This is a genomic window from Pseudomonas sp. CC11G, assembly GCF_056174845.1.
In genome coordinates, this window is record NZ_JBWBZC010000001.1 from 860,558 (window position 1) to 884,364 (window position 23,807).

The window sequence follows — 23,807 nt, forward strand, 5'->3', positions numbered from 1 at the left end:
GCGACGCGGCATGCAAGTACGAAGTGAGAAAGGATGGGGTATCGACTGGGCCGGCATTGGCTGGTTGTTTCTGTTCTTCTGGTATTTCTCCTGTGTTCCGCAACTACTCATTCAAATCACCGGCACGTCCGGCTTTACCGGTTTTCGCCAAGCCTTTCTGATGAGCGCGCTGTGGCTGGTGCCGGTGTTGATGTTCCCGGCCAAAACCCGCGTTATTGCCGGCGTAATCGGCCTGCTGTTGTGGGCGGGCTCGCTGGTCAGCCTTGGTTATTTCTTTATCTACGGCCAGGAGTTCTCCCAGAGCGTGATTTTCATCATGTTCGAATCCAACGCCGCGGAAAGCGCTGAATACCTGATTCAGTATTTCGCCTGGTGGATGATTCCAGCCTTTGCCCTTCACACCTTTGTTGCCTACCTGCTGTGGCGTCGGGTGCGGCCGATTGAGATGACCCGCCAACCGGCCTTTGCCGCCGCTGCGTTCATGCTGCTGTGTTCGCTGGGCTACCCGCTGATCAGCCAGACCCTGCGTGAGCCGACCTTCAAAGGCGCCTTGCTGAAAACCGAAGCGCGCCTGGAGCCGGCCGTGCCATGGCAGCTGGTGCTGGGTTACCGCCAGTACCGCGAACAGTTGAGCAATATGCAGGGCATGCTGACTGACGCGGCCAAGATTCCACCGCTCAAGCACCTCAAAAGCAGCCTGGGCGATGAACCGGCAACCTTGGTGCTGGTGATTGGCGAGTCCACCAACCGTCAACGCATGAGCCTCTACGGTTACCCACGCAACACCACGCCAAACCTCGACAAGCTGCGCCAGGACATGCTGGTGTTCGACGATGTGGTCACCCCGCGGCCTTACACCATCGAAGCGTTGCAACAGGTGCTGACCTTCGCCGACGAAGAAAGCCCGGACCTGTACCTGAAAACCCCGTCGATCGTCAGCGTGATGAAACAGGCAGGGTTCAAGACCTACTGGATCACCAATCAGCAGACCATGACCAAGCGCAACACCATGCTCACCACCTTCTCCGAGCAGGCCGATGAGCAGGTGTACCTGAACAACAATCGCAACCAGAACGCCCGGCAGTACGACGGTGACGTGCTGGCGCCGTTTTGCCAAAGTGCTGCAGGAAGACGCGCCGAAGAAGTTTATCGTCGTGCACTTGCTGGGCACGCACATGAGCTACCAGTACCGTTATCCGCCCGAGTTCGAGAAGTTCACCGACCGCAGTGGCGCGCCGGCTCGCCTGAGTGACGACCAGTTGCCCACCTACAACGCCTACGACAACGCGGTGCTGTACAACGACTTCGTGGTGTCCAGCCTGATCAAGGAATACGCCCAGAAAGACGACAACGGCTTCTTGCTGTACCTCTCCGACCATGGCGAAGATGTGTTCGATTCGCCCACCGGCAATGTGCTGGGGCGTAACGAGGCCAAGCCAACGGCGCCGATGTACACCATTCCGTTTATGGTTTGGGCCTCGCCGAAGTGGCGTAACGGGCATGAGTGGAGCTTTATCGCCGATACCAATCGGCCGTATAGCAGCTCGCAGCTGATTCACACCTGGGCCGATCTGGCCGGGCTGAGTTTTGATGAGTACGACGCCAGCAAAAGCATTGTCAGCCCCGAGTTCAAGGAGCGGCCGCGTTTGATCGGCAACCCCCATGGGGACAAGAAATCCATGATCGACTTCAGTTTGATCAAGCCCAAAGCGCCGAAGACCGATATCGAAACCGCGCAGAAGTAACGCCATTGCACCTTTGAAAACGCCCCGACCAGGGGCGTTTTCATGTCTGAAAGCGACCAACCGGCCGCTCTAGTGGCGAGAAGCCATGCAAGTTACCGTTGGTGACCTACTCTTTTGCTTGGGCAGGCGTATAAGTAGGAAATATCTTACGCATGGTGTCGTCCGTATTCGGGGTAGTGGGTGTAATGCGGCTGTTTCTTTCTATATTGCTGAGTGCGCTCACGCTGGGGGGCTCGTCACTGGTGCTGGCTGCACCAGGGATTAATTGCACCCGCACCATGACCCTGGCCCTGCATGACCACGGCCTGCTTTATTCAGCCGATACCGACGCCGGCATCGACAAAGATTTCTCGGATGAACTGATCAAGCGCAGTGGCTGCAAGGTCACCGTGTCGTTATTGCCGCGCGCGCGTATCTGGCAATTGATCGAGCAGGGCGGTCTGGATTTCAGCCTGTCCGGCATCGCCGATGAGGCGCGCAACCGCTACGCCAGCTTTGCCTGGTACTTTTCCGACCAGTTCTATCTGCTGGTGCGCAAAGATGCCGAGGTGCAGAAGCTTGCCGACTTTGCCGCCAACCCCGCCTTGCAGCTGGGGATAATCCGCAGCTTTCGCTACAGCCCCAAAGCCAACGACCTGGTCGATGACCTGACCGCCCAGCGCCGCGTGCGCCATGCCGCTCGCCTTGAGCCGTTGTATGAGGTGCTGATGGCCAACCAGATCCAGGGCATGATCATTGAGCCGTTCGACTATCCCCAGGTGCAGAGCGAGGAGATTCGCCAGCACACCCGCGTGGTGGAAACCGGCGATGCGCCGACGCCCCACGGGCTGATCATGTCCAACAAATCTCTGAGCATCGAGGAGCGCGCGCAGTGGCGGGCCATCGTCGATGACATGCGTGCCGACGGCACGGTGGAGCGCATTTTCGCCAAATACTTGCCAGCGGACTTGGCCCATACGCTGGTTGATTTCTGATCATGTCCCGCCTTGGCTTGCGCTACAAATTGCTCGCGCCGCTGATGCTGCTGATATCGCTCGGGGTCACTTATTGGCTGTGGCACCACGAGCAGCGCAACGCTCAGATCGACCGCCTGGAAGCCGCCGATTACAACCTGCGTGAAGCCACCGGCAATATCGACCAGCGCATCGCCGCCTATGAACAGGTGCTTCGCGGTGTGCAGGGTTTGTTCGCCGCCTCCGATTTGGTGCGCCGCGAGGAATTCAAAACCTACCTGGACTCGCTGCAACTGGGCGCCGAATACGGCGGCCTGGAAGGCATTGGCTTTTTGCAGTGGACGGCGCGGGCTGATTTGCCGGCGCTGATCGACCAGCAGCGCAGCAGCGGGGTGCCCGATTACCAAGTGCGCCCTGAGAGCGACCGCGACTTCTATGCGCCGGTGGTGCAGATGGAATTGCTGTCGGGCAACAGCCACCTGATTCTGGGTATCGACCCCTACGTCGACGCGGAGCGGCGCTCGGCCATGGAGCGGGCCCGCGATTCGGGCGATGCGAAAATCACCGGCAAGGTGGAACTGGTTATTCCCGGCGAGACGGATGCGCAAACCAAGGCCGGCTTTCTGATGTTTCTGCCGGTGTATGCCAAGGGCAAGCCCCATCAAACCCTGGAAGAACGCCGCGCGGCCATTATCGGTTGGGTGGTGGCGCCGCTGCGTATCAACAAGTTGATGGCCAGCCTGTATGGCACGCGTTCCACGGCGATGCCGATCCGTATTTATGAAGGGGTGAAGCAGGCCAAGCAATCGCTGCTCTACGACTCCAGCCAAGACAACGGCCGCAACGCTATCGGCCACAGCGACGCGGTGGAATACCTCGAAGTCGCCGGCCGTACCTGGACCCTGGAAATGCTCGGCGAACAGCGTCGGGCGCGGCCGATCAGCAAGGACAACTCGGGGTTGATCGCGGGCGCCGGTCTGGCCTTGAGCCTGTTGCTTGCCGTGCTTACCTGGGTGCTGACCACTGGGCATTCGCGGGCGTTAACGTTGGCGCGGGAAATGACCCGTGAGTTGCGCGACAGCGAAACCCGGCTGCGCCATCAGGCCGAGCACGATGCGCTGACCGATCTGCCTAACCGGCGTTGTTCAGTGATCATCTCAGCCATGCCCTGGCTCAGGCGCGGCGCAACCGCACGCGGTTGGCGCTGATGTTTATCGACCTGGATCGGTTCAAGCCCATTAACGACACCCTGGGGCATCATGTGGGGGATGCGTTGCTGCAGGAGGTTGCCAAGCGTTTGCAGCACTGTGTGCGGGAGTCGGACATTGTGGGGCGTATGGGCGGGGATGAGTTTGTGGTGTTGTTGCCGGTGATTGATGGTGATGAGGATGCGTTGCTGGTGGCGGAGAAGATTCGTGAGGCGCTGAATGAGCCGTTTGAGTTGGGCTGCGGGCAGCCGCTTAGTTTGTCGTCGAGTACGGGGATTGCGCTGTTTCCTGAGCATGGGCAGGACGAGGTGCAGCTCACTAAGAATGCTGACGCGGCGATGTATCTGGCTAAGGATAATGGGCGCAATCAGGTGCAGTTGTATCGGGCTGGGGTGAATGTTCTGGGGTAGGGATATTTGGTGGTTTGGTGATGGCTGTGGTTTTGGGGACTTCTTCATTACCGCGTGTGCTGGGCGTTTTTGTTTCGCGCCTTACGCGCGAGTCACTTTTTAGCAGTCGCCCTAAAAAGTAACCAAAAACGGCTTGGGTACGACTCACCCACATAGGTAACAAATCAGTTCAACCACATGGGTAACAGTTTTTAACCTAGTGGGGTCTCCTCAGGAGGGTGCCCCATGCCGTGGCGAGAACTGAAACCTATGGACGAGAAAGTGTTGTTTATTGCTGACTACCTCAGGCAGGTCAGCAGCTTCACTGCGTTGTGCGAGCACTTCGGCATCAGTCGAAAGACCGGCTACAAGTGGGTGGAACGCTACAACCTAGCCGGTATGGAGGGGTTGGCTGAGCAAAGTCGCCGCCGCCGCGAACAGGTGTGCACCCCCTTTGTTATTCGTGAATACATCCTCGATCTGAGGCGCCGATCTGCCGTTGAGCTGGGACCGAAGAAGATCCAGGCACTGGTGGAGCAGCGATACCCTGGGCAGAGTCCTTCCCGGACCACGATCTACACCATCCTTAAGCAGGCGGGGTTGGTCACGCCCCGCCGGCTTCGTAAGCGGGTGCCCAGCTATCCAAAGCCGCTTAAATCCACCAACGAACCTAATGAACTCTGGAGCGCCGACTACAAAGGCCAATTCCTGACTCAGGACGGGAAGTGGTGTTATCCGTTGACGGTGATGGATCACGCCAGCCGCTTTCTGCTGGCTTGCGAAGGCATGTCTGGCACGCGATTGAAGGAAACCCAGTCGGCTTTTGAACACCTGTTTCGCTGCTACGGATTACCTTCGCGCCTGAGAACAGACAACGGAACCCCTTTCGCCAGCGCTGGCAAAACCGGCCTAAGCCAATTGTCCATTTGGTGGTTACGGCTGGGCATCATTCCTGAGCGAATAGCACCTGGTCGCCCCGAACAGAATGGGCGCCACGAACGCATGCATCGCACGTTGAAACGCGCCGTCACTCACCCCTGTTCTGCGCATATGGCAGAGCAGCAAAAGCAGTTCGACCTGTTTCGTCACAACTACAATGAGCAGCGGCCGCACGAAGCGCTAAACCAGAGCACGCCCAAATCGCACTACCAGAGTTCGCCACGCCCATACCCTGAACGGTTGCCGGAGCCGGCCTATCCTGGCTATGTCGAACCACACCGTGCCGACTGCAGCGGAATCATCAATCGGCACGGCATGCGCATCTATGTGGGGCACCTGTTGAAGCACGAGCTAGTTGGGCTGGAGCAAATTGGCGATGATCTTTGGGCCATACATTTCGGCCCGGTAGTGATCGGTAGGCTGGACGAAAGGGAGCAGAAGGATGGATATCTATCCTTGAAAGTGTCACCCATGTGACTGAACACTTTTGTTACCCATGTGGTTGTCTCGTACACTTGCCCCTACCTTGGGTTTTCACTGCGTGAAAACTCCCCTCGCTCCGTCGCCGCTCCAGGGGCCGGCAAAACGCGGCCATCCATGGCCCGTCTTTGCCTTTCGCGGCTCCTGCCGCTCAACCCCTTCCACGACGACTGCGCTCGGCCTGCGCTCAAGGGGCGGGCAGATCAACAGCGGTAGATCAAAAGCGGATCAAAAGCAGATCAAAAACTCGAAGCTGAAGCCTCGCAGGGACCGAGCTGTTTGTGGGAGAGGCTTCAGCCTCGATTCCTGAAAAAGGCGATTTAAGACCAGACCTCAATGCAGTTCGGGCGTCGCCCGCAATTGCCGCAGCCGTTCACTAAGCAGCAACCGCTGCGCCGTGTCGTCGCACAGTAGCAGCGCATGCTCCACGTCGTATCGCTCCGCCTGCGGGCATTCCAGTTGCCGATAGATATCCGCGCGGGCCAGGTGGTCGACCAGATTCGGTTGCCCCAGCAGCAATACGCGTTCGGCGTCCTTGAGCGCCGCCAGCGGTTCTTGCGCTTGGGTGTGCAGGCTGCGCAGGTTGCGTGACAGGCGTTGTAGCATTTGCCGCGGGTTGCAGCTTTGCAGGTGGCCGGCTTGCAGTTCGGCTTTGGGGCCCAGGGTGCGCAGCAGCAGTTCGCGGCAGTCGCGGGTGTACAGGCGGCGGCCGCTGCTGGGGTCGAGCAGGTGGTCGGCGCCGGGTACGCGCAGTAGAAAATGGCCGGGGAAGTTCACGCCTTGCAGGGGGATTTGCAGGCGCTCGGCGAGCTCCAGAGCAATTAACGCCAGCGACAGGGGTTGGCCGCGCCGGCGCAGCAGTACCTGGTCGAGCAGGGCGCTGCGCGGGAGTAGTGGGGTGCTGTCGTCTTCATGGAAGTCCAGCTCGCCGAGGCGGCGCAGTAATGGCTGGGCTAGCTCGTTCGCCGGGAGGTGGGGCAAGCCGCTGCTGACTAGCTGGGTCAGGCCGCTGAAATCGCGCATCACTTGCTGCGGCACCAAGCTGTCGTCGTGTTCAGCGGCTACCCACAGCGCAGCTTCGAACAGCGCGGGCGGTTCACGGTCTAGGCAGGCGAGGCAGGCTTGGCGTGGGGTCATCGGATTCTCCGGGTCGCCCTAGGTTTGTAGCGCTTCGCTCGCCCTTCGTCCAGCGCCCCGTTATGCCCGGTCCAGAGGGCTGGCTGAAATGCTTATGCCCGGCTGGTCGGTTGGGTTGCAGGCGCTTACCTATACTGGTTGGAATTACAAAAACAAGGAGTCACCGCATGTTCGCTTTAATGGAAGCGGCACGTGTCGAGGCCCTGCATTGTTTTAATGATTCTGTCACCGGGCTGCGGGCCATCATCGTTATTCACAACACTCGCCTGGGCCCTGCTCTGGGCGGTTGCCGGTACCTGAGCTACCCCGACGAAAAAAGCGCCATCGATGACGCCGTGCGCCTGGCCCAGGGCATGAGCTACAAGGCGGCGTTGGCGGGCTTGGCCCAGGGCGGCGGCAAGGCGGTGATTCTGCGCCCGCCGGGTGTGGATAACCGCGCCGAGCTGTTCGAAGCGTTTGGTCGTGCTGTCGATAGCCTCGGCGGCCAGTACATCACCGCCGTCGACAGCGGCACCCTCAGCGCCGATATGGACTGCGTGGCGCAGTTCACTGGCCATGTTACGAGCACGACTAGCGCCGGCGACCCTTCGCCGCATGCCGCCATGGGCGTGTTCGCTGGCATACGTGCTACGGCGCAAGCGCGTTTGGGTAGCGATGACCTGGAAGGGCTGCGTGTAGCCATTCAGGGCTTGGGCAATGTGGGCTATGCGCTGGCCGAACAACTGCATGCGGCGGGTGCCGAGCTGTTGGTCAGCGACCTCGACCCAGGTCGCGTGCAACTGGCGGTGGAACAACTGAACGCGCGTCCGGTGGCCAATGAAGCGCTGCTCTGCACTCCATGCGACATCCTCGCGCCCTGCGGGTTGGGCGGCGTGCTCAATAGCGCGAGCGTAGCCAAGTTGCGCTGTTCTGCGGTGGCCGGCGCGGCGAATAACCAATTGCTTAACCCCAGCGTGGCCGATGAGCTGGAAGCGCGCGGCATTCTTTACGCGCCGGATTATGTGATCAATTCCGGCGGGCTGATTTATGTCGCGCTGAAACACCGGGGGGAGGAGTTGCCGGCGATTACGGCCCATCTGACGCAGATTGATCGGCGTCTGACCGAAATCTACGGCCACGCGCAAGCCGATAAACGCTCACCGGCCAGGGTGGCGGATGCGTTGGCGGAGCGGATTTTGTACGGGAATCGTTAGATCAAGCGCATCGCGGCTGAAGGCGCTCCCACGGATTGTGCACCCCGTAGGAGCGGCTTCAGCCGCGATGCTGTTCGCTTACAAATCAATCTCGCCTTCAGCCTTGCGCTTCCAGCTGTCGTTACCCGGCAGCAGCAAGTTCAGGGCGATGGCGACGATGGCGCACAGGGCGATGCCCTTGAGGCCCACATCGTCCGGGCCGGTGCCGGTACCCACCAGTACACCGCCGATACCGAACACCAAGGTCACCGACACGATCACCAGGTTGCGCGCCTCGGCCAGGTCGACCTTGTGGCGAATCAGGGTGTTCATGCCTACCGCTGCAATGGAACCGAACAGCAGGCAAAGAATGCCGCCCATGACCGGCACCGGGATGCTTTGCAGCAGTGCGCCGAACTTGCCGATAAAGGCCAGCACGATGGCGAACAGAGCCGCGTAGGTCATGATTTTCGGGTTGTAGTTTTTGGTCAGCATCACCGCGCCAGTCACTTCGGCGTAGGTGGTGTTGGGCGGGCCACCGAACAGGCCGGCCACCGAGGTGGCAATGCCGTCACCCAGCAGGGTGCGGTGCAGGCCAGGTTTTTTCAGGTAGTCGCGACCGGTCACGCTGCCCACCGCAATTACGCCGCCGATGTGTTCAATGGCCGGTGCCAGGGCGACCGGCACGATGAACAGAATGGCCTGCCAGTTGAATTCCGGCGCGGTGAATTTCGGCAGTTCGAGCCACGGTGCGGCGGCAATCTTGGCGGTGTCGACTACGCCGAAATAGAACGCCAGAGCAAAACCCACCAGCACGCCGGAAATGATCGGCACCAGGCGGAAAATACCTTTGCCAAACACGGCCACGATCAAGGTGGTCAGCAGCGCCGGCATGGAGATCAGCATGGCGATTTTGTACGGGATCAGCTCGGTACCATCACCGGCTTTGCCCATCGCCATATTGGCGGCGATAGGCGCCATGGCCAGGCCGATGGAAATCACCACCGGGCCAATTACCACCGGCGGAAGCAGACGGTCGATAAAGCCGGTGCCTTTGATTTTTACCGCCAGGCCCAGAAAGGTGTACACGAAGCCGGCGGCGACGATACCGCCCATGGTCGCGGCCAGGCCGAACTGGCCCTTGGCGAGAATGATCGGGGTAATAAAGGCAAAGCTCGAGGCGAGAAATACCGGCACCTGCCGACCTGTGACGATCTGGAACAAGATGGTGCCCAGGCCCGCGGTAAACAGCGCCACGTTGGGATCCAGCCCGGTAATCAGCGGCATCAGCACCAGGGCGCCGAAGGCCACGAACAGCATTTGCGCACCCGATAGCACGGTGCGCCAGAGTGGATCGTTGAATTCGTCCTGCATGGGTTAGGCGTCCTTTTGCTTGGTACCGAAGATCTTGTCGCCGGCATCGCCCAGCCCGGGAATGATGTAACCGTGTTCGTTGAGTTTTTCATCGATGGAGGCGGTGAAAATCATCACTTCGGGATGCGCGTCTTGCACCGCCTTGATGCCTTCTGGCGCGGCCACCAGCACCATGGCGCGAATGTCTTTGCAGCCGGCTTTTTTCAGCAGATCGATGGTGGCGACCATCGAGCCGCCGGTGGCCAGCATCGGGTCGATGATCAGCGCCAGGCGCTCATCAATTTCCGGCACCAGCTTTTCCAGGTAGGTGTGTGCTTGCAGGGTTTCTTCGTTGCGGGCCACGCCCACCGCGCTGACCTTGGCGCCCGGAATCAGGCTGAGCACGCCTTCGAGCATGCCGATGCCCGCGCGCAGAATCGGGACTATGGTGATCTTCTTGCCGGCAATTTTTTCCACTTGCACGCTGCCACACCAGCCATCAATGGCGTAGCTTTCCAGGGGCAGGTCCTGGGTGGCTTCGTAAGTGAGCAGTGCGCCCACCTCCTGTGCCAATTCGCGGAAGTTTTTCGTGCTGATATCGGCGCGACGCATCAGACCTAGCTTGTGGCGGATCAGTGGGTGGCGGATTTCACGGATGGGCATGGGTAGGCTCCGAAACGGGCTGCAAAAAATTGTGACAAGAGTAAAGCATTCGATATGCCAAGTGGCGCGGTGACCGCGTGGTCAGGCAGATTTCCTGTTCTGCAAGACAGGAGATGTCGCAAGCAGATACGCGGCGCGTCATTGGCGACACGTGACCGACGGGGCTTGCCCCACGGCAAGGGGATGCGTACCTTTGCCGACTTTTATTTTGACGCCTTGATCAGGTTTTGATCAGCGCACCTAAACCCCGTGAGGAATAGCCCATGTCCGTCGATATTGCCCACATCCGTCAAGTGATGGCCGAAGCCGATTGCCTGTACAGCAACGCCGAGGTCGAAGTGGCCATCGACACCATGGCCAGCGCCATCAACAGCGAAATGGGCGACAGCAACCCGGTGGTGTTCTGCGTCATGAACGGCGGGCTGATCTTCTCCGGCAAATTGCTGCCCAAGCTCGACTTCCCGCTGGAACTCTCCTACCTGCACGCCACCCGCTACCGCAATGAAACCAGCGGCGGCGAGTTGTTCTGGAAAGCCAAACCGGAAATCTCCTTTATCGACCGCGACGTGCTGGTTATCGACGACATCCTCGACGAAGGCCACACCCTGGGCGCGATCATCGACTTCTGCCGCCATGCTGGCGCGCGGAACGTGCGCATTGCGGTGCTGGTCGACAAGACCCACGACCGCAAGGCACGGCCGGATCTGAAGGCGGATTACGTGGGCATGCCGTGTGTGGACCGGTATGTGTTTGGGTATGGCATGGACTACAAAGGCTACTGGCGTAATGCGCCGGGCATCTACGCCGTAAAAGGGATGTAAGCGTTACGTTCGAGATTCTGGATCCAGGTGCGCAGATGTATGGCGGCGAACAGCGGTTGGCCGTTTCTACTTCCGTTACAACCCTACATCCAACAACACCGGCCGCTTGGCCAGCGCCTTCTCCATCACGCCTTCCACAAACAACCGGTCACTGTCCGGCAACGCCAAACGCGGTGGACGGGTGAGGGCGCTGCCGCGTTGCATGATCTGCTCGCAAAGCTTGATGCATTGCACCAGGTCCGGCCGCGCATCCAAATGCAGCAGCGGCATAAACCATTCATACAGTGGCATGGCTTCGGCAAAGCGCCCGGCTTTCGCCAGGCGGAACAGCGTTTCGCCTTCTTTGGGGAAGGCATTCGACATGCCCGACACCCAGCCCACCGCGCCCACCGCAATGCTTTCCAGCACCACATCATCCAAGCCTGCGAATAGCACAAAGCGGTCGCCCACTTCATTGCGCACGTCGATAAAGCGCCGGGTGTCGCCGGAGGAATCCTTGAAGCAGACGATGTTGTCGCAGTCGGCCAGTGAAATCAGGATGTCCGGCGTCACGTCGTTTTTGTAGATCGGCGGGTTGTTGTAAACCATCACCGGCAGGTCGATGCTGGCCGCCACACTGCGAAAGTGCGCGGCGGTTTCAAAGGGTTTGGAGGAGTACACCAGCGCGGGCATCAGCATGATGCCGTCGGCGCCCACGCGTTGAACTTCCTTGGCCACTTTGCTGGCATTCAAACTGGTGAATTCGGCGACGCCGGAAATCACCGGCACGCGCCCGGCTGCGGCGTCTTTGGCCACTTCCACCAGGCTGATTTTTTCCTCGACGCTCAGCGAGGTGTTTTCCCCCACCGTGCCGCAAATCACCAGGCCCGACACCCCGTCGCGCACCAGGCCGCTTATCACGGCGTGGGTGGCGTCCAGGTCGACCGAGAAGTCGGCGCGAAATTGCGTGGTAACGGCGGGGAAAACCCCACTCCAGCTAGGTTTGCTGCTCATGCTCGACTCCAGGATTGGCTGTGGATAAATGCAAATGACGGGCACACGGCCACGCGGGAAAAGCGCCCGTGCGGGGTGTGGATAACGTGGGTTATTGGGTGGCGAGGCTTTCGCGATAACGCGTCGGCGACAGCCCGGTCAGCGCTTTGAACTGCCGGCTGAACGCACTGTGGTCGGTGTAGCCACAACGCAAGGCGATGTCGGTGATCGGCAATTCGCCGGCCAGCAATTGCGAGGCCGCGCCCAAGCGGGCTTTGTGAATCATCTGCCGTGGCGTGAGCTGGAAGATGCGTTTGCAGTGCCGCTCCAGTTGCGCCACCGACAAGCCGGCAATCGCGGTCAGATCGCCAAGGCTGATGGGCTGGGCGAAGTGTTGGCGAATATGCGCATCGACGCTGGCCAGCTTCTGGTACGCCGGATGGCTGGACTGCGGCGCCAGCAGGTCGTAGGAAATGCCCGCCATGCCGATGATCGAGCCATGCAGGTCGCGCAACGCCAGCTTGTGGGTCAGGCACCAGCCCGGTTCGCGGCCGGGGTAGAGGTGCAGTTCGAGCTGATCGCTTAGGGGATTGCCGCCGCCCATCACTTGCCGGTCCTGCTCGGTGTACAGCGAGCCAAAGCGCGCCGGGAATACCTCGGCGGCGGTCTTGCCCAGTAACTCGTTTTTGTCCTTCAGGCCGCAGCGCTGGGCGAGCGTCTGGTTGGCCAGCACGTAGCGGGCCTGCATGTCCTTGATAAAAAACACCACGCCGGGCATGGCATCCAGCAGGGGCGCAATCTGCGTCAGGCTGCCGAGCAGGTCGGGCAAATTCCGTGGGGTGGGCAGCGGGGCGGGGAACATTGGCCTGGAACACTCCGGTCATGGCGGCGGACCTACTCTACGGCCGCGGGCGCTGCGCTGGAAAGCGCGGCACTGTGCAGCAGGCTGTCGAGGCGTGCCGGTACAAAAGGCGCACGCAGCGTTGGCGTCGGCCAGCCCAGCAGAAACTCGGCCGCCGTACCGCATACCCGGCCCTGGCACGCGCCCATGCCGCAGCGGCTGTGCAACTTGGCCTGGTGCCAGTTGGCGTGTTGGGCTACGGCGCCGTAGGGCACGTCTTCGCAGCGGCATAACAGGGTGTCCGCGGCAGGCAGGTTTTTCAGCGCGGGGTTGAGGGCGAAGTGGCGTTTGAGCAGATCGGCAAAACGTTGCCAGTGCTGGCGCTGGGCCGTTAACGCCGCTGCCTGATCCAGTAAACCGACGGCGGCAAAACCCGCGATGGCGCCTTCTACTTGCGCCAATTCATTGCCACCGATGCCGGTGCATTCGCCGGCGGCAAAATGGTGGGCGAGGGTGGTGCGTTGCAGGTTATCCACAGCGATAGCTTGGGCTTCAATTGTGCAGCCCAAGGTCTGCGCAAGGTCGGTATTGGCACGCAGACCGAACCCGCAGGCGACCCGGTCGCAGGGGATTTCGATCAGGTGATTGCCCCGGCGAATGCGCACCGCCTCCACGCGCTTATCGCCCAGCGCTTCAACAACCTGGCTGTCCGCGCGGTAATGCCGGTCGAACAGTTGAATGGCCTGACGCAACTTGCCCGGCCAGCGCGGTAACTGCAGGGCGAAGGCCGCCAACTGCGCCTTTGATGCCTGCTCGGCGATGTACTCAATGTGCGCGCCTGCCGCCTTGGCGCTGGCCGCGCTGGCCAATAACAACGGTCCGCTGCCGGCAATTACCACGCGCTCGCCGCGCACCGGCATTCCGCCTTTGATCAGCGCCTGCAAGCCGCCGGCGCCGGTCACGCCGGGCAACGTCCAGCCGGGGAAGGGCAGCAGCACTTCGCGAGCGCCGCTGCAGAAAATCAATTGCCCGTAGCCGATGCGCCAGCTGTGCAGGGCGTTTTCCAGCAGCAGTTCGTGGTGGCCGGTGTGGGCGATCACGCGGGTGGCGGTGAATAGCTCGATGGTGTTTGCAGCGCTAAGTTGATCGCGCAGTTTTTCCGCCGCCGGGTAAGTCGGTGCTTTTACGCCGGCGCGCCAGATCTGCCCGCCGGTGGCCGGGTTGTCGTCCAGCAGGGCAATGCGCTGGCCGCTCGCACTGGCCGCCACAGCCGCCGCCATGCCCGCCGGACCGGCGCCGATAATCAGCAGATCGAACTCGCGCTTCATGGCTGGCTCTCCACCTGCATTCCTGCGCTGCACGCCGTCTGGCAGGCCAGGCGCCGCTGGCCGTCGATAGTCACCCGGCATTCCTGACAGATGCCCATGCCGCACAATGGCGCGCGGCGTTGGCCGCTGACGGCGGTGCGGGTGCTGCCATCGCCAGCCAAGTACAGCGCGGCGGCCACGCTGGTGCCGGGGGCGACGCGCAGGGCTTGGCCGTTGATATGGAGTTCGATCATGCCGGCTGCTCCACTGCGGCAAAACGCTGCGGCAGGTAGGGCGTGGTATCGATTGCGCAGGTTTCCTTGAAGAGCTGTGCGACCAGCAATTGCGCGCTGGCCGGTGCGGTGGTGACGCCCAAGCCTTCATGCCCGAGTGCCAGCCACAGGCCGGGTTGAGTCGGGTGCGGGCCCAGCAGCGGCAAGCTATCCGGCGTGGCGGCGCGAAAGCCGGTCCAGCTGCGGATGGCATTGAGCTGCGCGAGCCCCGGCAGATAGTCGATGGCCCGCTGCAGCATGCGCGCCAATACGTCGTGCTCAATCTCGGGGTCGAGGCTGTCAAATTGCCGGGACGAGCCAATCAGGATCTGCCCGGTCGGTCGCGGCTGCGCATTGAACGCCACCGACGTGCCGGAGCTGCTGTGGGCGCTGCTCACATAACCCAGTTCCACCAGTTGATGGCGGATGCCCGCGTGGTAGCGGTCGGTGATCAGCAGGTGGCCTTTTTTCGGCCGAATCGGTAACTCCGGGCACAGCTCGCGGGCGCTGCCGGTGGCCAGCACGACGGCTTCAGCGCTTAACCATTCGCCGCTGCCGAGCTTTACCCGATTGCCGCTGACTTCACTGACCTGTGCCTGCCGCTGACGAACACGCGCCGGCTGCTGGGCCACCAGCCAACGGGCCACATTGGGCGCATATACAATGCCGTCGCCGCTCACATGCAGGCCGCCGACCAACCCAGGCCGCAGCAGCGGCTCGGCCTGCTGCACGGCGCTGGCCGTCAGCATGCGGCAGCCCAGGCCTTCGCCTTCGAGCAGCGCGCGTTTCTGTTCGGCCACCGCCAGCTCTTCATCATTGGCGGCCAGCCACAGCGTGCCGCAGTTACGGTAGGCGCAGTCGTCAGCCAACAAGGGCGCCCAGTGCCGCCACAGGCTCAGGGAATATTGGCTAAGGGCCAACTCGGCCGGGTTGTCATCCATCACCACCAGGTGGCCCATGCCGGCGGCCGTGGCGCCGCCGCGCTGGTCGTCGAGCAGCAGCACATCCAGGCCGCGCTCGGCGAATGCATGGGCGCATGCCGCGCCGATAATGCCGGCGCCGACGATGATGACGTCGGCATTCACAGCACGATGCCCCAGGCGAACGGGTCGTCGTCTTGCAGCAGCAGGGTGGCCTCGGCACTCAGGTGCGCGCGGCCGCGAATGGTGGGAATGACGCGGCCCGGTTCGCCGTCGTTAAGCCATTCGTAACTGCCTTCGAACTGGCTGCCGATCACACTGGCCTGGCGCCAGATTTCGCCCGGTTTGAGTTTGCCGTCGGCTGCCAGGCACGCCAGCTTGGCGCTGGTGCCGGTTCCGCAGGGCGAGCGGTCGTAGGCCTTACCGGGGCAAAGCACGAAGTTGCGGCTGTCGGCCTCAGGGTCGTCGGCGAACAGTTCGATATGGTCGATGACGCCGCCGTCCTCGCCGTAAATGCCCTGGGCTTGCAGCGCGGCGCTGACCGCCACCGTGTAGGCCGTCAGGGCATCCAGGTTGCTGCCGTCGATGCGCTGGCCATGTTGGCTGACCAGAAAGAACGAGTTGCCGCCCCAGGCGATGTCGCCGGTAACCGCGCCGTAGCCTGGCACCTCGACGGTGACCGCAGAGCGAAAGCGATAAGCCGGCACATTGCGCACGCTCACCGAGTGGTCGTCGTGCAAGGTGGCTTGCACCGTGCCCACCGGCGTTTCGATGCGGTGCGTGCCCGGCCCGATGCGACCCATATGGGCGAGCGAAATCACCAGGCCGATGGTGCCGTGGCCGCACATACCGAGGTAACCGCTGTTATTGAAAAAGATCACCCCGGCACAGGCCGTCGGGTCGACCGGGGCGCAGAGCAGGGCGCCCACCAGTACGTCGCTGCCGCGTGGCTCCAGCACGGTGGCGGCGCGGTAGGCATCGAAGCGTTCGGCCAATAGCGCACGGCGTTCGGCCATGCTGCCGCTGCCCAGGTCGGGAAAACCGTCGATGACCAGGCGGGTCGGTTCGCCGCCGGTGTGGCTGTCGATAATCTGGATGCGCCGCATGGATCGTCCCCGAAAGCCTTGGAAGTAACGGCAAGCCTGAGCTTTTCGGGCGGGGGCGGCTTGAGGGTTTTGTACCGTCTTGAAGACGAAATCGGCACAGAGCCGTACGCCAGGCTACGCACAGCACACCCGGCCTGCGTGCTAAGGTTGCTCGCTGATTTTCTGCGAGGACGTAATCGTGTTGCGTGTTTCCCTGTTGGCGCTGTTGCTCGGTGGTTCGTCCCTGGCGTTTGCCGCATTGCCCCATGACCAATATCTGCCCCCGGACGAGCAGAACCTGCGCTCGGACGCGCCCGAGCAACAGCAAGTGCTGCAAGTGACCGAGTACTCGGTGGTGGTCGGCAGCCAGCGCGAATCCAACCAGCAACCCATTCCCATCACTTCGCCCACCTGGCTGCTGCTGAAAACCAAAGCGGTGAGCAAAGGCGCAGCGGCGAGCAAGGTAGTGGTGCGGTTCGAGTCCGAAGGCAAAAGCCTGAAACGTCCGAGCTATGACGAGGCCAGCAAAACCCTGACCCTCAACTACCCGCTGGCGCAGTACCGCGTGCTGCTCGACTTGCTGCGCAACGGCACGGTGTATGTGCAGTTTCTGAGTTACCCCAACGGCCACGTGTGGGCCGACCTGCACACTGGCGTGCAGCGCGCGCGTTGAGCCCGCGGCCCGGGGCGGAGTAAACTGCCGGCCCGGCGTTCCCCCGTTAAGAGAAGTGATCATGCGTAAAGACAAGAAACAGGTGATTGGCGAAGAGATTGGTGACGAGCCGATCAAACTGTTCCTGAGCGTGGAACCGGCCGACGACACCCCGCCGTCGCTGCACAAGCTGGTCAAGGCCTACCGTGGCCTGCGTATCGACGACTTCGAACGCTTCCTGGGTTTTTTCGTGGAAGCCGGTTTCGACCTCAACGCCAAAGATGCCCAGGGCCATGACTTTGTAGCCCTGATTCAGGACCAGCGTCTGGCTGAGCCCTATATCGAGGCGATCAAGGCTGCTCGCGGGTAACCGCACGCCGTCGTGAAAAAGCCCGCTTAGTGCGGGCTTTTTATTTCTACAACGGCTGCAGGCTACCGGCCGTACGCAAGTACGTTTCAAACTGCTGCACAATCGCCGGCCAGCCCTGGCGACTGGCATGCTGGCGGGCATTCAAGCGCACCCGGCGCAAGGTTTCCGGGTCTTCCAGCAGCCAGCAGGCGCTGTCGATAAACGCCGCTTCATCACCGGGCATCGCCAACGCGCCGTTATGGCCGTGGCGAACGTGTTGCCCGGCCGCCGCCTGATCAAAGGCCACCACCGCGAGCCCCGACGCCAACGCTTCGAGCAGCACATTGCCGAAGGTTTCCGAGAGGCTGGGAAACAGAAACAGGTCGGCGCTGGCGTAGTGCGCAGCCAAGGCCTGATCGCGTTGCATCCCGCAGAACACGGCGTCCGGCAGTTCCTTTTGCAGCGCGGCACGTTGCGGCCCGTCGCCGACCAGCACCAGCTTCATGCGCCGCTGTGGATAACGTTCTTGCAGGGCGCGAAAGCTGCGTACCAACAACCCCAGGTTCTTTTCCGCCGCAATGCGTCCGACATGCAGCACAGCCAGTTCGTCGTCCGCCAGGTCCCAGTCGGTTCGCAGCGCGCTGCTGCGTTTGGCCGGGTGGAACAGCTGGCTATCCACGCCTCGGGCCAACAAGTGCACCCGCTCGAAACTGCGCCGCTGCAACTCCAGGCTCTGACTGGCACTGGGCACCAGGGTGAGCTGCGAGCGGTTGTGAAACCAGCGCAGGTAGTTGGTCAGAAAACGGGTCAGCAAACCAAACCCGTACAGGCTGCTGTATTGCTGAAAATTGGTGTGAAAGCCGCTGATCACCGGGATGTGCAAACGCCGCGCCGCGCGTAGGGCCGAGAGCCCCAACGGGCCTTCGGTGGCGATATACAGCACATCCGGACGCTGGCGTTTCCAGCGCCGCAGCAGCTTGTGCATCGAGGCCTGGCCCCACTGCAAACCGGGATAACCGGGCACTGGCCAGCCGCGGGTGAGCAGCAATTCATCGGTGCTTTTCTGCCCGTCATCGCCGCTTTGCCGTGGGCGTATCAGTTGCAGCCGATGGCCCCGTTCGCGCAGGCCCGCACATAGCCGCCCCAGCGTATTGGCGACGCCGTTGATTTCCGGGGGAAAGGTTTCGCTGATCAGCGCGATATGCAAGGGGGATTGGCTCATGACGCCAGTGTCAATGGGCGCCGTTTAACCTGTGTGACGGTTTTGTGGCTTTTCGTTGACGGTGGGTATAGGCGTTTTGTGCCAATTTGTAGGCAATAGGTGTAGGGGGCTTAAGAGGACGATTACAGGGTAGCAGGGGAGACAGCGCATAGAGTTTGCGCCCTCCTCCTTTTGACTGAGCCACCATGAACACGCGCTGCTTCCGCCTTATTTTCAGTAAGCCACTTGGCTTTTTATTCCTGTAGCCGAAATCGCTCGCACCCAGCGGAAGCCGGGGCAGCAGAAAGCGGCGTCGCCGGTAAAACCTCTTGTGGTGACGCTGTTGCTTGCCAGTCTGCCTGGCTGGGCGGTGGCCGAGATTGTGGTCGATCCGATCCGCCCCTCTGACACTAACGTGATCAGCGCACCCAACGGCGTGCCTGTGATCGAGATCGCCTATCCAACCCGCATTGATATCGATGATCAAGGCCATAAATACCCGGTAGAAACAGGCGGGTTGATGAGACTGGCTAAAGATGCGCCATTGATAACGAAAACGCGGGTAGAAAACTTGCCTCCTCCTGCCCGCACTGATGTGGAGGTTCTGTATTCAAACGCTTTTCAAGCCGTCGCGGAAAAATACAAAACCGTAATTGGTTTGCGCGCTCCCAACCCACTGGGCGCAAGTTTGTTGACTGAGGGTTTTCCCTCCAAGAATTTCCATGTGAAGGCCAAGTCCAGCCCAACCGGGCCGACTGCTGGGTTTATTGCTGAAAGCCCGGAGTACTCAAAAGTGCCGGTGGCCAAGCATGACGTGCAGAAAAAATACATCAAAGAAAGTGTGGATAAAGGGGCAGAACTGGTACCGCTGAACTTGTCGCCGAAGCGCGTGCAGGAATTGTTGAAAACGGGGGATTTAAAGTCACTTGGCAATGACCAGTACGCGGCGCAGTACCCTTCAGGCACTCAGCGCTTTTCCATCGGCAAGGATGGGGCGGTATTGAATCAAAGCGGAAAACCGGTGCGCGTGTTGACCAACCCGCCAGAGGTGGGCGCAACGTCGCATCATCCATTACCCATTACGGCGGATTACGACCTTTTCAGCCTCTCGCCGAAATGGTCGCAAAACTACAACGAGACTCCGTTTCATATCGGGGCGCGCTTTGAGTATGGGGCGTGGGGTGAAAAGGGGCTGCCGCTGTTTTCCAGTGCTCTGCCGCCGGGCAAGGCGGGTGATCCCAACATGGGCAACATTAGCCATTACACCCGAACCATCGTCAAAAGCTTGAACAAGGCAGCGCAGAACGAGGGTTATCAAGGAGGGGCGTTGGTCTGGCATGGCGACGAAGCTAACAACCCGTTTAGCCCCGGCTTTGACCCTAACGACAAACCTATCTTTTTTGTGCCGGGCAAAAAGCCGGTGCAAATAAATACCAAGCAGGAGCTGGATAAGTTTCAGGAGGAGTTGAAGCGCGAGGGATATAGCCCGGGTACTAGCAACCGCATTTAACTATTGGGTTAAGCGTCATCCGTTGTAAGCAGGCAGCCCGGTCAAACGGGCTGCCTTTTTTATGTATGGGTCAGTTCGAACGGGCAGTGCGTTCGCGCACCCAGAACAAGGTCGCACCGGCCACGGCGGCGGGCATCATCACCACGTTGACGCCCGGAATCAGCAACGCCAGGTACACCGAGCCACCAAAGCCCAGACTCTGCCATCGCTTTTCCCGTAGCCAGGCGAGCATTTCATTCCAGCCGAGTTTGTTGTTGTCAGCCGGGTAGTCGATGTACTGCACGCACATCATCCAGATGCCGAACAGCACCCACAGCGGCGCGGCGATGATATTCAGGCCGGGGATAAACGAGAGGATAAACAGGCCGATGGCGCGCGGCAGAAAGTAGCCCAGCTTGCGCATTTCGCGGCCCAACGTGCGCGGCACCATGGCCACCAGTTCGCCCCAGCGAAACGGTGGAAAGGTGTCTTCGCCGCGTACCACCACTTCCACTTTTTCCGAGAGAAAGCCGTTGAACGGCGCGGCGATGATATTGGCCAGGGTGGTGAAGGTGAAAAACACCATCAGCAGAATCAGCACGAAAAATATCGGCCAGAGAATCCAGCTGAGAAAGCTGAGCCAACCGTCCGGGTTGGGCATCAGCGCATTAAGCCAGCCGTTGAACTCCTGCACGGCGAAGCCGATAAGGCCGATAAACAGGATCAGGTTGATGGCCAGCGGCAGCAGCACGAACAGGCGCAGGCCTGGGCTGAGCACCAGTTTCAGGCCTTCGCGCAGGTATTGGGGGCCGGAGAGAACGGGAGCGGGCATTGGGTTTTCCTTTTAAAAGCACGGGCCGAACATAAACGCTTCATGCAGACATCGAAAGCCTGTCGCTGTTTCAGTTTGTCTGCGACCTCGCGGGACGTCGGCCATGCTGCGTTGAGCTCGATTTTTAAATGCTCACGTACCTTAAGTACGCTGCGCTTTAAAAACCAACCTCGCCTTGCCTGACCTAGCCCGCGAGGCCGTTAAGAAGCCAGATCAAAATCAAAAGCGTGGGATAGCGCCGGACTATCGAACGCATAAGAATTCGACACTTCCTGCCTTGGAAACGTCTGAGTAACCTTGCCGCCATTCAGCCCGTACTGCGGGCATTGTTTGCGGGACACCCACTCTCTAAAGCCTTCCCCAAGTGCTCGGGTGCCCCTTTTTATTTCTGGCTGCGGCCAGGAGAGGAGGCGGTCAATGTCGGTTCGTCACGCTCGCGTCATCATTCTCGGCTCAGGCCCTGCCGGTTATTCGGCGGCGGTGTATGCCGCCCGCGCCAACCTCAAGCCGCTGCTGATTACCGGCATGCAGGCCGGCGGGCAACTGACTACGACCACTGAAGTGGATAACTGGCCCGGCGACGTGCACGGCCTGACGGGTCCTGCGCTGATGCAGCGTATGCAGGAACACGCCGAGCGCTTTGAAACCGAGATCGTCTTCGACCATATCAACGCCGTCGACCTGGCCGGCAAGCTGTTCACCCTTACCGGCGACAGCGCTACCTATACCTGCGACGCGCTGATCATCGCCACCGGCGCCAGCGCCCGTTACCTGGGTTTGCCTTCGGAAGCGCAATACATGGGGCAGGGCGTATCGGCCTGCGCCACCTGCGACGGTTTTTTCTACCGCAACCGCGAAGTGGCGGTGGTCGGTGGTGGCAACACGGCGGTGGAAGAAGCGTTGTACCTGGCCAATATCGCCAGCAAAGTGACCCTGGTACACCGTCGCGAGACCTTCCGCGCCGAGAAGATTCTGATCGACAAACTTTATGCTCGGGTAGCCGAAGGCAAGATTGAGCTCAAGCTGAATGCCTCGGTAAACGAAGTGCTGGGCGATGCAAAAGGCGTGACCGGTGTGCGCTTGCAGCACAACGACGGCGGCAGTTCAGAGTTGAAAGTGGACGGCGTATTTATCGCCATCGGTCATACGCCAAACACGGCGTTGTTCGAAGGCCAGCTGGCATTGAAAGACGGTTATCTGGTGGTGAATGGTGGCCGTGATGGCAACGCCACTGCTACCAGCATTCCTGGCGTATTTGCGGCGGGGGATGTGGCGGATCATGTGTATCGGCAGGCGATTACGTCGGCAGGCGCGGGTTGCATGGCGGCCTTAGACGCAGAACGTTATCTGGAAGCCTAATCGGCTTCCGGGGCTTCGGCCATGCTGCGTTGCGTCCTCGCTTTTAATGCTCACGTACTGGAGTACGCTGCGCTTAAAAGCTCCGGTGCGCCTTGCCTGGCCTTCGCCCCGAAACCCTCGACCGAATTAGGGCCACTACTTTTTTAAGAGCGCGTTGATCAGGCTTCTTCAGGACTGATCAATTCGTTGAGCGCCTCTGGATTCTTAAAGGCTTTAGCAAACACATCGCGATTCTTCGCCATGTAAATACCAATCTCCTCAACCTGCTGCTCGCTTAGCGACGGCACGGCTTTTTGCAGCACATCGGCCAACGATTCGGCCAACTCCAGCATCTTGTCGTAACGATCGGCTTCGGCTTTATCCATGAACAAGCGCTCCGGATCGCGACTGCTGCGGTACACCACTTCGACGGCCATTCATCACCTCACCTTCTAGCAAGCTATTACTGTGTATTTATACAGGTGGCGAGCATAAAGCTTTGGCTCGCCCTTGAATAGTCACGCGATGAAATCTAGGCCATCAGCCTCATGGCAATGGCGCGTACTCAATCGGCACCCAGGCAAAGCCTGTCTCGCGCAGGCGCACATGGCCGATGCCGGGGAAGGGCAGGTGAGCGCCGGCCACCAGAAATTTCTTGGCCGCGGCTTCAGCCAGAATATGTTTGCGGGTTGCGATGGCTTGTTTGGAATCGCTGTCGAAATCGATCGCCACCTGCGGGTGGGCGAATTGAATCGAATAGCTGTGCACCACATCGCCCCACACCAACAGATTCTGCCCCTTGGACGTAAACATATAGCCGCTGTGCCCCGGCGTATGGCCGTGCAGCGCCACGTCTTTCACACCGGGCAATACTTCGGCGCCATCGGCAAACAGCTGCAATTTTCCGGCCGCTTTATAAGGCGCCGCGCTGGCTGCAATCATCTTCAAGCGCGCTTGTTTGTCGGCCGGTGCTTTGGCGAGTAATTCCGGGTTTAGCCAATAGTCTGCTTCGGTTTTGTCGAGCATCAGCGTGGCGTTGGGGAAAGCCCGTTCACCGTTGCTGTCGAGTAGGCCGCAGGCGTGGTCAGGGTGCATATGGGTAAGCAGCACGGTATCGATTTGCTCAGCCTTGTAGCCGGCCGCCTCAATGGTGCGCTGAACATTGCCGAGCTTGTCGGTAAGGCACTTGCCCGCGCCGCTGTCGACCAGCACCAGGTGCTCGCCGGTATTGATCAGAAAGGCGTTGACCGCGGTTTGCACGCCGTTGGAGGCATCCAGAAAGCGCCGCGCCTGGGAGCTCTGGATGGTTTCGGCTCTGGCGCCTTTAAGCAGTTTGTTGCTGATCAGGTTGTAGCCGTCGTAAAGGGCCGTCACTTCAAAATCGCCCAGCGCCAAACGGTAGTAACCGGGCACCTGGGTGTTCTGTTTGGCCACCGGCGCGGCAATCGCCAGGCCCGGATGGAGCAGGCTGAACGCGCACATCACGGCCAGAATAATCAGCAGCAGCGCCTGATGCGTCGTGCAGCACAGTGGGTTTTTCATCGCGAGGCTCCCGGCGGAATGTGTTCCCAACCACGATAGACGGACTTGGGCAGGGCAGAAGTTATCGCCGGGAAAATGCCCCCCTGTCCAGCGAAACTGCTGTGACAGACTGTTTCGAGCGGTCGTCCATGGCCTCTAACCTGCATG

Annotated in this window: 23 protein-coding genes and 1 pseudogene; 11 read left to right on the forward strand and 13 right to left on the reverse strand. The window is 60.6% G+C overall.

Features of this window, described 5'->3' with window-relative positions:
* Window positions 1–10 precede the first annotated feature (10 nt).
* The 5 genes and pseudogenes from cptA to AC0V2S_RS04035 all read left to right on the forward strand — a co-directional run bounded on the left by cptA (window position 11) and on the right by AC0V2S_RS04035 (window position 5,711).
* Window positions 11–1,745: pseudogene (gene cptA / locus AC0V2S_RS04015) on the forward strand (phosphoethanolamine transferase CptA).
* A gap of 152 nt (window positions 1,746–1,897) precedes the next feature.
* Window positions 1,898–2,719 (forward strand): substrate-binding periplasmic protein, encoded by an 822-nt coding sequence (locus tag AC0V2S_RS04020; RefSeq protein WP_475508598.1) that lies wholly within the window; start codon window positions 1,898–1,900, stop codon window positions 2,717–2,719.
* A gap of 2 nt (window positions 2,720–2,721) precedes the next feature.
* Window positions 2,722–3,906: a CHASE domain-containing protein gene (locus tag AC0V2S_RS04025; protein WP_475508599.1), complete on the forward strand. Its 1,185-nt coding sequence runs from the start codon at window positions 2,722–2,724 to the stop codon at window positions 3,904–3,906.
* Window positions 3,897–4,316 carry a diguanylate cyclase domain-containing protein gene (locus AC0V2S_RS04030; protein WP_475508600.1) on the forward strand — a complete coding sequence of 140 codons (420 nt, stop codon included), beginning with the start codon at window positions 3,897–3,899 and terminating at the stop codon, window positions 4,314–4,316. Before AC0V2S_RS04025 ends, AC0V2S_RS04030 begins: the two co-directional genes overlap by 10 nt.
* Window positions 4,317–4,541: 225 nt before the next feature.
* Entirely contained in the window at window positions 4,542–5,711 is a 1,170-nt protein-coding gene (locus AC0V2S_RS04035) for an integrase core domain-containing protein (protein ID WP_475508601.1), read from the forward strand.
* Window positions 5,712–6,047: 336 nt separating this feature from the next.
* Here AC0V2S_RS04035 and AC0V2S_RS04040 read toward each other — a convergent pair whose 3' ends face one another.
* Complete coding sequence (locus AC0V2S_RS04040) at window positions 6,048–6,851, reverse strand: SirB1 family protein (RefSeq protein ID WP_475508602.1); 804 nt, start codon at window positions 6,849–6,851, stop codon at window positions 6,048–6,050.
* 167 nt (window positions 6,852–7,018) lie between these two features.
* On the opposite strand from AC0V2S_RS04040, the gene AC0V2S_RS04045 reads away from it, so the two are divergent.
* The gene (locus AC0V2S_RS04045) at window positions 7,019–8,044 is read left to right on the forward strand and encodes a Leu/Phe/Val dehydrogenase (RefSeq protein WP_475508603.1); all 1,026 of its coding nucleotides are present in this window, start codon (window positions 7,019–7,021) and stop codon (window positions 8,042–8,044) included.
* A gap of 78 nt (window positions 8,045–8,122) precedes the next feature.
* On the opposite strand, the gene AC0V2S_RS04050 is transcribed toward AC0V2S_RS04045, so the two are convergent.
* Together AC0V2S_RS04050 and upp are read right to left on the reverse strand one after the other, a co-directional pair.
* Window positions 8,123–9,397: a uracil-xanthine permease family protein gene (locus AC0V2S_RS04050; RefSeq protein ID WP_475508604.1), complete on the reverse strand. Its 1,275-nt coding sequence runs from the start codon at window positions 9,395–9,397 to the stop codon at window positions 8,123–8,125.
* Between the two features lie 3 nt (window positions 9,398–9,400).
* Window positions 9,401–10,039, reverse strand: a complete 639-nt coding sequence (gene upp / locus AC0V2S_RS04055; protein WP_475508605.1) for a uracil phosphoribosyltransferase — start codon at window positions 10,037–10,039, stop codon at window positions 9,401–9,403.
* 263 nt (window positions 10,040–10,302) lie between these two features.
* Here upp and AC0V2S_RS04060 point away from each other — a divergent pair, with 263 nt between their 5' ends.
* Window positions 10,303–10,860, forward strand: a complete 558-nt coding sequence (locus AC0V2S_RS04060; protein ID WP_475508606.1) for a hypoxanthine-guanine phosphoribosyltransferase — start codon at window positions 10,303–10,305, stop codon at window positions 10,858–10,860.
* A gap of 75 nt (window positions 10,861–10,935) precedes the next feature.
* Here AC0V2S_RS04060 and AC0V2S_RS04065 read toward each other — a convergent pair whose 3' ends face one another.
* From AC0V2S_RS04065 to AC0V2S_RS04090, 6 genes are all read right to left on the reverse strand, one after another.
* Complete coding sequence (locus AC0V2S_RS04065; RefSeq protein ID WP_475508607.1) at window positions 10,936–11,853, reverse strand: dihydrodipicolinate synthase family protein; 918 nt, start codon at window positions 11,851–11,853, stop codon at window positions 10,936–10,938.
* A 91-nt stretch (window positions 11,854–11,944) separates the two neighbouring features.
* Window positions 11,945–12,694, reverse strand: coding sequence for an AraC family transcriptional regulator (locus AC0V2S_RS04070; protein WP_475508608.1), 750 nt, complete (start codon window positions 12,692–12,694; stop codon window positions 11,945–11,947).
* A gap of 32 nt (window positions 12,695–12,726) precedes the next feature.
* Window positions 12,727–14,001: an FAD-dependent oxidoreductase gene (locus AC0V2S_RS04075; RefSeq protein WP_475508609.1), complete on the reverse strand. Its 1,275-nt coding sequence runs from the start codon at window positions 13,999–14,001 to the stop codon at window positions 12,727–12,729.
* Window positions 13,998–14,234, reverse strand: a complete 237-nt coding sequence (locus AC0V2S_RS04080) for a (2Fe-2S)-binding protein (RefSeq protein ID WP_475508610.1) — start codon at window positions 14,232–14,234, stop codon at window positions 13,998–14,000. The genes AC0V2S_RS04075 and AC0V2S_RS04080 overlap by 4 nt, the downstream gene beginning before the upstream one ends.
* Complete coding sequence (locus tag AC0V2S_RS04085) at window positions 14,231–15,337, reverse strand: NAD(P)/FAD-dependent oxidoreductase (protein ID WP_475508611.1); 1,107 nt, start codon at window positions 15,335–15,337, stop codon at window positions 14,231–14,233. The genes AC0V2S_RS04080 and AC0V2S_RS04085 overlap by 4 nt, the downstream gene beginning before the upstream one ends.
* Complete coding sequence (locus AC0V2S_RS04090; RefSeq protein WP_475508612.1) at window positions 15,334–16,278, reverse strand: 4-hydroxyproline epimerase; 945 nt, start codon at window positions 16,276–16,278, stop codon at window positions 15,334–15,336. Before AC0V2S_RS04090 ends, AC0V2S_RS04085 begins: the two co-directional genes overlap by 4 nt.
* A 175-nt stretch (window positions 16,279–16,453) precedes the next feature.
* On the opposite strand from AC0V2S_RS04090, the gene AC0V2S_RS04095 reads away from it, so the two are divergent.
* Together AC0V2S_RS04095 and AC0V2S_RS04100 are read left to right on the forward strand one after the other, a co-directional pair.
* Window positions 16,454–16,930: a hypothetical protein gene (locus AC0V2S_RS04095; RefSeq protein WP_475508702.1), complete on the forward strand. Its 477-nt coding sequence runs from the start codon at window positions 16,454–16,456 to the stop codon at window positions 16,928–16,930.
* 61 nt (window positions 16,931–16,991) lie between these two features.
* Window positions 16,992–17,279: a PA4642 family protein gene (locus AC0V2S_RS04100; RefSeq protein WP_475508613.1), complete on the forward strand. Its 288-nt coding sequence runs from the start codon at window positions 16,992–16,994 to the stop codon at window positions 17,277–17,279.
* Between the two features lie 46 nt (window positions 17,280–17,325).
* On the opposite strand, the gene AC0V2S_RS04105 is transcribed toward AC0V2S_RS04100, so the two are convergent.
* Window positions 17,326–18,480, reverse strand: a complete 1,155-nt coding sequence (locus AC0V2S_RS04105; protein ID WP_475508614.1) for a glycosyltransferase family 4 protein — start codon at window positions 18,478–18,480, stop codon at window positions 17,326–17,328.
* Window positions 18,481–18,790: 310 nt separating this feature from the next.
* Between AC0V2S_RS04105 and AC0V2S_RS04110 the strand changes: the two genes are divergently transcribed.
* Window positions 18,791–19,969 carry an anthrax toxin-like adenylyl cyclase domain-containing protein gene (locus tag AC0V2S_RS04110; RefSeq protein WP_475508615.1) on the forward strand — a complete coding sequence of 393 codons (1,179 nt, stop codon included), beginning with the start codon at window positions 18,791–18,793 and terminating at the stop codon, window positions 19,967–19,969.
* A gap of 70 nt (window positions 19,970–20,039) precedes the next feature.
* On the opposite strand, the gene cysZ is transcribed toward AC0V2S_RS04110, so the two are convergent.
* Window positions 20,040–20,780 (reverse strand): sulfate transporter CysZ, encoded by a 741-nt coding sequence (gene cysZ, locus AC0V2S_RS04115; protein WP_475508616.1) that lies wholly within the window; start codon window positions 20,778–20,780, stop codon window positions 20,040–20,042.
* 417 nt (window positions 20,781–21,197) lie between these two features.
* Between cysZ and trxB the strand changes: the two genes are divergently transcribed.
* On the forward strand, window positions 21,198–22,139 hold the full coding sequence (trxB, locus tag AC0V2S_RS04120; RefSeq protein WP_475508617.1) for a thioredoxin-disulfide reductase: 942 nt from the start codon (window positions 21,198–21,200) through the stop codon (window positions 22,137–22,139).
* Window positions 22,140–22,297: 158 nt separating this feature from the next.
* Here the strand turns inward: trxB and AC0V2S_RS04125 are convergent, their stop codons facing one another.
* Together AC0V2S_RS04125 and AC0V2S_RS04130 are read right to left on the reverse strand one after the other, a co-directional pair.
* On the reverse strand, window positions 22,298–22,555 hold the full coding sequence (locus AC0V2S_RS04125; RefSeq protein ID WP_110616633.1) for a YebG family protein: 258 nt from the start codon (window positions 22,553–22,555) through the stop codon (window positions 22,298–22,300).
* A 109-nt stretch (window positions 22,556–22,664) separates the two neighbouring features.
* Complete coding sequence (locus AC0V2S_RS04130) at window positions 22,665–23,660, reverse strand: MBL fold metallo-hydrolase (RefSeq protein WP_475508618.1); 996 nt, start codon at window positions 23,658–23,660, stop codon at window positions 22,665–22,667.
* Window positions 23,661–23,807: the final 147 nt, after the last annotated feature.

Bases quoted from the DNA above. Each gene is read 5' to 3' on its own strand.
- AC0V2S_RS04040 (WP_475508602.1), bottom strand. From the start codon at position 6,851: ATGACCCCACGCCAAGCCTGCCTCGCCTGCCTAGACCGTGAACCGCCC.
- cysZ (WP_475508616.1), bottom strand. From the start codon at position 20,780: ATGCCCGCTCCCGTTCTCTCCGGCCCCCAATACCTGCGCGAAGGCCTG.
- AC0V2S_RS04020 (WP_475508598.1), top strand. From the start codon at position 1,898: ATGGTGTCGTCCGTATTCGGGGTAGTGGGTGTAATGCGGCTGTTTCTT.
- AC0V2S_RS04045 (WP_475508603.1), top strand. From the start codon at position 7,019: ATGTTCGCTTTAATGGAAGCGGCACGTGTCGAGGCCCTGCATTGTTTT.
- AC0V2S_RS04130 (WP_475508618.1), bottom strand. From the start codon at position 23,660: ATGAAAAACCCACTGTGCTGCACGACGCATCAGGCGCTGCTGCTGATT.
- upp (WP_475508605.1), bottom strand. From the start codon at position 10,039: ATGCCCATCCGTGAAATCCGCCACCCACTGATCCGCCACAAGCTAGGT.
- AC0V2S_RS04105 (WP_475508614.1), bottom strand. From the start codon at position 18,480: ATGAGCCAATCCCCCTTGCATATCGCGCTGATCAGCGAAACCTTTCCC.
- AC0V2S_RS04035 (WP_475508601.1), top strand. From the start codon at position 4,542: ATGCCGTGGCGAGAACTGAAACCTATGGACGAGAAAGTGTTGTTTATT.
- AC0V2S_RS04060 (WP_475508606.1), top strand. From the start codon at position 10,303: ATGTCCGTCGATATTGCCCACATCCGTCAAGTGATGGCCGAAGCCGAT.
- AC0V2S_RS04075 (WP_475508609.1), bottom strand. From the start codon at position 14,001: ATGAAGCGCGAGTTCGATCTGCTGATTATCGGCGCCGGTCCGGCGGGC.
- trxB (WP_475508617.1), top strand. From the start codon at position 21,198: ATGTCGGTTCGTCACGCTCGCGTCATCATTCTCGGCTCAGGCCCTGCC.
- AC0V2S_RS04100 (WP_475508613.1), top strand. From the start codon at position 16,992: ATGCGTAAAGACAAGAAACAGGTGATTGGCGAAGAGATTGGTGACGAG.
- AC0V2S_RS04050 (WP_475508604.1), bottom strand. From the start codon at position 9,397: ATGCAGGACGAATTCAACGATCCACTCTGGCGCACCGTGCTATCGGGT.
- AC0V2S_RS04070 (WP_475508608.1), bottom strand. From the start codon at position 12,694: ATGTTCCCCGCCCCGCTGCCCACCCCACGGAATTTGCCCGACCTGCTC.
- AC0V2S_RS04080 (WP_475508610.1), bottom strand. From the start codon at position 14,234: ATGATCGAACTCCATATCAACGGCCAAGCCCTGCGCGTCGCCCCCGGC.
- AC0V2S_RS04125 (WP_110616633.1), bottom strand. From the start codon at position 22,555: ATGGCCGTCGAAGTGGTGTACCGCAGCAGTCGCGATCCGGAGCGCTTG.
- AC0V2S_RS04090 (WP_475508612.1), bottom strand. From the start codon at position 16,278: ATGCGGCGCATCCAGATTATCGACAGCCACACCGGCGGCGAACCGACC.
- AC0V2S_RS04025 (WP_475508599.1), top strand. From the start codon at position 2,722: ATGTCCCGCCTTGGCTTGCGCTACAAATTGCTCGCGCCGCTGATGCTG.
- AC0V2S_RS04065 (WP_475508607.1), bottom strand. From the start codon at position 11,853: ATGAGCAGCAAACCTAGCTGGAGTGGGGTTTTCCCCGCCGTTACCACG.